This window comes from Psychrobacter sp. DAB_AL32B (assembly GCF_002224105.1).
Classification (GTDB): domain Bacteria; phylum Pseudomonadota; class Gammaproteobacteria; order Pseudomonadales; family Moraxellaceae; genus Psychrobacter.
In genome coordinates this window covers 38,092-45,526 of record NZ_NEXU01000067.1, presented here as the reverse complement: position 1 = coordinate 45,526, position 7,435 = coordinate 38,092, and the positions used below count along the sequence as shown (strand labels likewise).

The window sequence follows — 7,435 nt, the reverse complement described above, 5'->3', positions numbered from 1 at the left end:
TTGTCATCCCCAACGACCATCAGCGACACCGACGCAGGTGCACAAATGAGGTCAATCAACTCTTTTTGCGGGATATTGGTGTCTTGATATTCATCCACCATAATGTAACGATATTGATTTTGTAGCAGCTGCCGAAAGGTGTCATTGCTCTTTAAATGACGTACTACTTGACTAATAATGTCATCAAAATCGTATAAATGATTGGCGCGCTTATACTCATGAAAATCAACCGCCAATTGCTCAATAGTTGGAATGTGCACAGCGATATCAGGATAGCTGCTTTCAATCAAATCACGGATATGAATGCGCCGATTTCTAGAGGTTGAAAAGATATTTTGCAAGGTTTTTTTGCGTGGAAATGCTTGCTTGGTTATTTTTATCGGATACTTTTTTTCTTTATGAATCAAATCGATAGCATCCTCACTATCGCCCGTATCTAAAATAGTAAAGCGCGGATTGATACCAAGCAGCCCTGAATATTGGCGCAATAACATATTGCAAAAGGAATGGAATGTGCCGCTAGTGATATCGTTTAGCGCCTTATTAGTTGGCAGCTTATCCTTGGCTAAATCCTCATTAGACCATTTATCAACAGATAATGTGCTTGCCAGCAGTGACTTGGCGCGACTTTTGATTTCATTGGCCGCCTTACGGGTAAAGGTTAATAGTAAAATCTCTTTAGGCGACACACCATTTTCTATCAGATAGCTGGTTCTATACGTCAGAGTTTTGGTTTTACCGGAGCCTGCACCAGCAATGACCAACACCTTGCCCTCAATAGTTGTAGCGGCTAAGAGTTGGTTGGGGTTGAGCTCACTGGCATAATCAACTTGTAGCCCTAAATGACTGGCAAGCCTTTGCTCTAACACCTCAGCATCAGCATCCATCAAATTGGCTTCGAGCTTCTTAATCGCCTGTTCAAGACGCGTAAGCTTTGGCTTCATCTCGATAAAATTTTGCGGATAATTATAATGGTGCGTAGCAAAAATTGTGGTGGTCATTATGAGCGATTGCCTTTGATATTGTTTGTAGCGCAGTTTATTATTAGCATACGGAATAAATGAGATAAACAGGCGTTTAATCTGTACGCATGGGTCTAGATATCGGAATGAAATGTTATGCTGTTACTCAACTATTGATGATAGCTAAACGGCTTTGATTATGATTTACAGATAGTAGCTTAGCATAATAATGAAAGCACTAAACGTGGTTGATAATGAGTGGTGAAAATCCAAGTATCTAGCATAACAACCTCACCCATATTGGGTTAAATTTGCTACAATACGCCCAATTTTGATTTCACATTTCATTAAGTTTTAAGCTAATTGATTCTATTACTATATTGAGAGACTACTATGGGTTTTAATTGCGGCATCGTCGGCCTACCAAACGTGGGTAAATCCACCCTGTTTAACGCCTTGACCAAAGCGGGTATTGCCGCTGAAAACTTTCCATTTTGTACCAAAGATCCCAACACTGGTATTGTGCCAGTGCCAGATCTGCGCCTTAAAAAACTGGCTGACATCGTCAATCCTGAGCGCGTATTACCAACGACGATGGAGTTTGTTGATATCGCAGGTTTGGTCGCTGGTGCGTCAAAAGGCGAAGGCATGGGCAACCAGTTCTTAGCCAATATCCGTGAGACCGATGCGATTGCTCACGTGGTACGCTGCTTTGATGATGACAACGTTGTACACGTCGATGGTCGCGTCAGCCCGATTGATGATATCGAAACCATCAATACTGAATTGGCATTGGCAGATTTAGAAGCGGTTGAGCGTGCTATTTTTAACTTAACTAAAAAGGCCAAAGGCGGCGATAAAGACGCACAAGCCATGCTTGATGTGTTCAAAAAAGTCGAACCATTATTAGCAGAAGGTCAAGCCGCACGCGCCGCCAATCTTGATGCTGATGAGAAAAAACTGATCAGAAGTTATGGCTTAATCACCCTTAAGCCTACCATGTATATCGCCAACGTCTCTGAGGATGGCTTTGAGAATAATCCTTACTTAGATGCGGTGCGCAACTATGCCACTGGTGAAGACTCTATCGTTATCGCGCTATGTAATCAAATCGAATCTGAGATTGCCCAGCTTGATGAAGATGATAAAAAAGACTTCTTGGCTGAAATGGATATGCTCGAGGCCGGTCTTGATCAAGTCATTCGCGGTGGTTATGATTTGCTTGATATGCAAACTTACTTTACCGCTGGCGTTAAAGAAGTACGCGCATGGACAGTAGCCGTGGGTGCAACGGCACCTCAGGCAGCTGGCGTGATTCATACCGATTTTGAGCGCGGCTTTATTCGTGCCGAAGTAATTGCTTATGACGACTTTATCGAACACAATGGCGAAAAAGGCGCTGCTGCTGCCGGTAAATCGCGCTTAGAAGGTAAAACCTATATCGTGCAAGATGGCGATGTGATGCATTTCCGTTTTAACGTATAATTTTAAATACTTAAGTGCTGAAATAATTAGCTAGGTTAATGGCTTAATAGTTTTCCAGCTTAATTATTTACTTACACAGTCTTAGCATATCACTACTAAAAAGCCAGCCTCGATGCTGGCTTTTTTATGCGCTTGATTTTAGTATGGTAAGCACAAACCCTTTACCTATCCAAAATTTTTAAAAGAGCTTAAATCGTTTAAAATAATAATGACGAATAGTGGACTACGATTTATGAGTACTCAATTTGATAAACCAAGCAGTCCAGCTGAGCACTGGGCGCGACTATTTAGTGCGCAGCGTTTGGGCAGTCATAAAAAAGCCCCCGCTCAAGACAGCGCACGTTCCTCTTTCCATAAAGATTATGACAGACTGGTATTTTCGCACTCCTTTCGTCAACTGAATCAAAAAACCCAAGTACATCCACTGACCAATCAACTGGGCATTCATACACGCTTAACGCATTCGCTTGAAGTCTCTTGTATCGGACGCTCTTTGGGCGTGATGGCAGCAGAAAAACTCCATGATAAATTAGAAGGTGGTTTACCTGACGGTGTCACGCCAGCTGATGTCGGTGTGATTGTCCAAGCGGCATGTCTTGCGCATGATATCGGCAATCCGCCTTTTGGTCATGCTGGAGAGTACGCCATCCGTGATTGGTTTATGCACTCTGAACGGCAAGCAGTTCTGCAAAATATGAGCAGCAATGAGCAATTAGACTTGCTGGCTTATGAGGGTAATGCCCAAGGATTTCGTATATTAACTCGTAATGAACACCACCCTGATTTGGGCGGTATGCGCTTAACTTGCGCCACTTTGGGGGCGTTTATGAAATATCCTTGGCTGGCGACACATAGCAACGATATTTCTCAAAACACTCAGCAAAGCAGCGCATCAACTAAGGTGCAAAAATTTGGCTGCTTTTATAGTGAAGCCGCGCAATTAGAAGAATTAGCAGCATGTTTAAGTCTACCGCGCTCAAAGCAACACGATGGTTTTGCCCGTCATCCCCTCGCCTACTTATTGGAAGCCGCTGACGATATCTGCTACGCACTGATAGACTTGGAGGATGGCATCAATCTAAATATGCTTACCTACACTGAGGTGGCTGCTATATTTTATGAGCTCATTGGTGAGCGTCCTAGCACTATCAGCTTGCCTGCTCATATGTCAGTCAGGCAACATCTAGCGTCACTACGTGCACGAGCGATGATGCGCTTAGTAAATGCGGTAACCGACGCCTTTGTGACTAATAGTGATGCGATGCTAGCGGGTACATTACAAGGCAGTCTATTTGCGCATTGTGATGCCACCGTCCAAAGCGGTATTACCCAAGCCAAAGAATTGGCACGTGAAAAAATATTCAATCACCCAAGTAAAGTACGTATGGAGCTGATGGCCAATCAATGCCTGCATCGCTTGCTAGATGCTTTTATGCCACTGACTTGGACAAATCAGCCTAGCGCGCCAATGTCGTTTGAGCAGCAGCGATTATTAATGTTGCTAAAACCACATCTTGATGAGCATCACCGCATTTTATCAGATGACATTTATCAAAATATGCTTAATGTATTAGACTTTATAACCGGCATGAATGACCATGAAGCTTATCGATTAGCCCAAGAGCTGCAAGGACATTGGGGGACTGTTGTTTAAAAGCTACATTTAAGCGTATTTCATTCGTATTTTTGCAATGAAATGAGTATGATAGACATCTATCTGGTAATTTTGAAATATTATGAGTAGTCGCGAACAAAAAAAACTTCAAACTCGGCACGCTTTTTTTAATGCAGTGCTTGATTTATGTATGACAGGACAGTCTTTTAGCTCTATCAGCCTCAGACAAGTAACACGTGAAGTTGGTGTGGTACCGACCGCATTTTATCGCCATTTTGATGATATGGAATCACTCGGTCGCGCCTTGGTCATCGAGGAGTTGGGCGGTACGCTAGCAACCTTAAGTGAGAGCCTACATATTGGGCGCAAACGCAGCTTCGAGCGTCAAATCGCTAAAAGCATTCAACTGTTTTTATATATGGTCAGTGAGCAGCCATGCTACTGGCAGTTTTTGGTCAGTGAGCGCTATGGCGGCTCAGACGCTGTACGTAAAGCCATCAATGAGCTTATCAAAAAGCATGGTCAAAGCTTAGCAGAAGATTTGGCGCTCCAGCCTGCTTTTACCCATATCAATACCTATGATCGTAGGCTACTGGCTGAGGCTGGGGTTAATATGTTCTTTTCTTGGATTATTGATTGGCTAGAGCTGTCTTATACTGAAGACCATGACGATGAAGTCGATTTGGCTGAGATTGAAGATAAAAAGCAGCTTATGCTACACAATTGCACGCGCCAAGCACAGATGTTGTTTTATGGCGCTTATAATTGGAAGTCTACTGAAGAAACGCATTTAAGCGATTAAGACGATATTTTTCATCGGTGCTTGTTAAAGTATGTAGAATTCTCTATGTAGCGTTTAAACTGTAAGAATAAGCGTTAAAAAATCGGTCGAAATGCCCAAAGGCGCTGGGAAACCACTTTAACGTCTTTGGGCTTTTTATTGTCAGCACTTTTAGTATTGTTATCAGAATTGTTGGCGCTATCATTGTTACCGTTAGCATTATTAACACTGCTATTTCCCGTATCATCGGTCGTCGTCTTGCTAATAACGATTGTTGCATAGCGTTGCCTTGCTTGCCCAATATTTGCACTATCAGTCGCAGTAATCAGCGCCGTAAAAGCTTGGCTATCAATTGCTAATAATGGTAAAAGCGCTTTTCGTTGCTTATCATCTAAAGCACTCAACATTGGCAATAGCCATATATCATCGATAGATTCGAATACTTGCTTTGCTCTTAGGTCGACGACGGTTTGCATCTGTTGGCTGGTTGCGCCGTCTATCAGAGCAGCAAGCAAGACTGGACTTGCTGTATTAATATTAATAGGTAAATAATACGGCACGACTGTGATATAAGGTCGTAGCGCCGCCAATACTTCAGTATTTACACCCTTCACATTTTGCAGCTGGTCAATATTGACCAATGCTTGGTTGGGTAAGTTTTTATCCGCTGAGTTATTGGACTGCTGAGCATAAACCGTACTTTCATCACCGCCATCAAGATACACTTCGCTGTCCGCATCTTGATAATCAAGGACAGCAATGGCAATATCTGGCGCCAAATTTAATTGGGTTAAAAGTCTTTGGAATACTTCTAAGGCTGCAGCATCAACGGCTCCATTATGATATAAATTATTGATATTAAAGCGACTGGCTTCGTCACGCATTTCAATGCCAATACTATGTATACCCAACGTATAAGGGGGTATAGGCTGTGCCCAAATATCTTGCTCGCTATCGGTGTCATTCAGCTTAGCGTCAGCACGAATCATCGTAACGGCTAATTGCTGACCGGCATTGATATCTTGTAATAGCTGATTTTGATCAAACAGTAAACCGCTGCGTCTAATGGCAATTTTTTGGCTGGCAAGCATTGCTCCTGCGACCACCGTAATGCTTACCACTAATAACAAAATAGTGAGCAGCGCTACCCCGCGCTGAGAGTCGGCTTTCATTGGCATAACTGGCATGCTTGGCATAAATCGCCTCTATTATTGACCAAATGGCGCATTTTAAATCTTGTTCCCTGAATTATTATTGTCTACATTGTCATTGGCTGTATTATTATTGCTCGTGCCGTTACTACTATCATTATTGGTATCGTTATTGCCACTACTGCTGTTGTTATCGCTATCATTGCTATTACCGTTGCCGTTAGAATTATTAGGAGCACTATTTTTATTGGCACTGCTATTCGGTATTGGCTGAGGAGCAAGCGCCCATTGCCAAGTAATCGGCATATCTTGATAAGTAAAATTGATGGCAATACCTTTTGGTAATAGTACGATCTTAGGCTGAGCATTGGCTGAAGCTGCTCCTTGCCCAGATTGGGTATTGGCGCTGGTATTGTTACTGTCTTTATTAGGGAATTCTGTACTCATTTCTGGCAAATAGGCTTGCCAGCGCCCCGCTGTCACGCCTTCAAGCAAGATACTATCCAAACTGATGCTATCACTACCTCCGCCTATACTGGTATATTGACGGCGAATCAAGCGCTCATCAGCAAAAATATATTCGATGTGCTTTACACTAGGACTACTTTGATAACGGGGGTCAGGATCAGCAAAACGGACAAAGCTGATATGCTCACCATCCAAACTCATAAAAGGTTCAGGCACAGGCTGTGGCGCATTTTCTTGACTATTATCATTCGTATTGTTATTGGAAGTACTAGCATTTTGAGTATTTACTGCTTGATAAGGAATGATTTGCCCCATATCTTGTTGTAGCTGCAAATAAGCATATTGTAAAACGGCTAAATTATCCGCATGAAATTGCGCACGTTCTCGAGCACGATTAACGCTATCAAATACCTGCCAGCCTGCCACTGCTAACATCGCAAATATCGCCATGGCGACCATCAGTTCAAGTAAGGTAAATCCATGCTGCGATTTCACAGGCTACCTCCATTTGGGTGTGAGTCGGTCAAATCCAAACTACCAATATCTTGCTCAGCGTTACTTAGCATAATATTGATATCGGTCACTACCGTACGCGTCTGACCATCTATAATAGGAGCAACGGCGATATTCACCTCTTTTAATGCAGGTGTAATAGCATCAGAGACTGTCATCTTTACTAGCCAATCACGACCTTGGGCATTAATCGTTTGGGTGCGATTAGCAGTCAGCCACGTATCTTGAATCCGTAAATCAGCTGCAGCGTTTTGCGCAACAAAATGTGCAAGCGTGCGCGTCCGTAATATATCGACTGAGCTCAGATAAGCACTACTGGCACGGCTTGCAGCAACGGCAACGACCGCTAAAATCGCTAGAGCAACCATCACTTCAATCAGGGTAAATCCGTTTTCATACTTTGATAGGGTTGGCTTTCGGTTTATATAGGTAGGTTTGGCTTTCTCATTATTCATCATCA

7 protein-coding genes are annotated in these 7,435 nt (G+C 42.9%); 3 read left to right on the top strand and 4 right to left on the bottom strand.

What is annotated here, in order from left to right; translation table 11 throughout:
• The coding region (locus CAN34_RS08035; protein WP_165767629.1) for a UvrD-helicase domain-containing protein at window positions 1-1,001 on the bottom strand (1,001 nt) is incomplete at its 3' end.
• A 354-nt stretch (window positions 1,002-1,355) separates the two neighbouring features.
• Here CAN34_RS08035 and ychF point away from each other — a divergent pair.
• The 3 genes from ychF (at window position 1,356) to CAN34_RS08020 (ending at window position 4,864) form a co-directional block, all read left to right on the top strand.
• Window positions 1,356-2,447, top strand: coding sequence for a redox-regulated ATPase YchF (ychF, locus tag CAN34_RS08030; RefSeq protein WP_089555204.1), 1,092 nt, complete (start codon window positions 1,356-1,358; stop codon window positions 2,445-2,447).
• A 232-nt stretch (window positions 2,448-2,679) separates the two neighbouring features.
• Window positions 2,680-4,101 (top strand): deoxyguanosinetriphosphate triphosphohydrolase, encoded by a 1,422-nt coding sequence (locus tag CAN34_RS08025; RefSeq protein WP_089555203.1) that lies wholly within the window; start codon window positions 2,680-2,682, stop codon window positions 4,099-4,101.
• 82 nt (window positions 4,102-4,183) lie between these two features.
• On the top strand, window positions 4,184-4,864 hold the full coding sequence (locus CAN34_RS08020) for a TetR family transcriptional regulator (RefSeq protein WP_079692077.1): 681 nt from the start codon (window positions 4,184-4,186) through the stop codon (window positions 4,862-4,864).
• A gap of 74 nt (window positions 4,865-4,938) precedes the next feature.
• Here the strand turns inward: CAN34_RS08020 and gspK are convergent, their stop codons facing one another.
• The 3 genes from gspK to gspI are packed head-to-tail and all read right to left on the bottom strand — an operon-like array spanning window position 4,939 to window position 7,433.
• Window positions 4,939-6,039 carry a type II secretion system minor pseudopilin GspK gene (gene gspK / locus CAN34_RS08015; protein WP_089555202.1) on the bottom strand — a complete coding sequence of 367 codons (1,101 nt, stop codon included), beginning with the start codon at window positions 6,037-6,039 and terminating at the stop codon, window positions 4,939-4,941.
• A 33-nt stretch (window positions 6,040-6,072) separates the two neighbouring features.
• Window positions 6,073-6,957: a type II secretion system minor pseudopilin GspJ gene (gspJ, locus tag CAN34_RS08010; RefSeq protein ID WP_089555201.1), complete on the bottom strand. Its 885-nt coding sequence runs from the start codon at window positions 6,955-6,957 to the stop codon at window positions 6,073-6,075.
• Complete coding sequence (gspI, locus tag CAN34_RS08005) at window positions 6,954-7,433, bottom strand: type II secretion system minor pseudopilin GspI (protein ID WP_089555200.1); 480 nt, start codon at window positions 7,431-7,433, stop codon at window positions 6,954-6,956. The genes gspJ and gspI overlap by 4 nt, the downstream gene beginning before the upstream one ends.
• Window positions 7,434-7,435: the final 2 nt, after the last annotated feature.

What these genes read in the sequence shown, in the direction of transcription:
- gspI (WP_089555200.1), bottom strand. Translation starts at nt 7,433, where the DNA reads ATGATGAATAATGAGAAAGCCAAACCTACCTATATAAACCGAAAGCCA.
- gspK (WP_089555202.1), bottom strand. Translation starts at nt 6,039, where the DNA reads ATGCCAAGCATGCCAGTTATGCCAATGAAAGCCGACTCTCAGCGCGGG.
- CAN34_RS08020 (WP_079692077.1), top strand. Translation starts at nt 4,184, where the DNA reads ATGAGTAGTCGCGAACAAAAAAAACTTCAAACTCGGCACGCTTTTTTT.
- CAN34_RS08025 (WP_089555203.1), top strand. Translation starts at nt 2,680, where the DNA reads ATGAGTACTCAATTTGATAAACCAAGCAGTCCAGCTGAGCACTGGGCG.
- ychF (WP_089555204.1), top strand. Translation starts at nt 1,356, where the DNA reads ATGGGTTTTAATTGCGGCATCGTCGGCCTACCAAACGTGGGTAAATCC.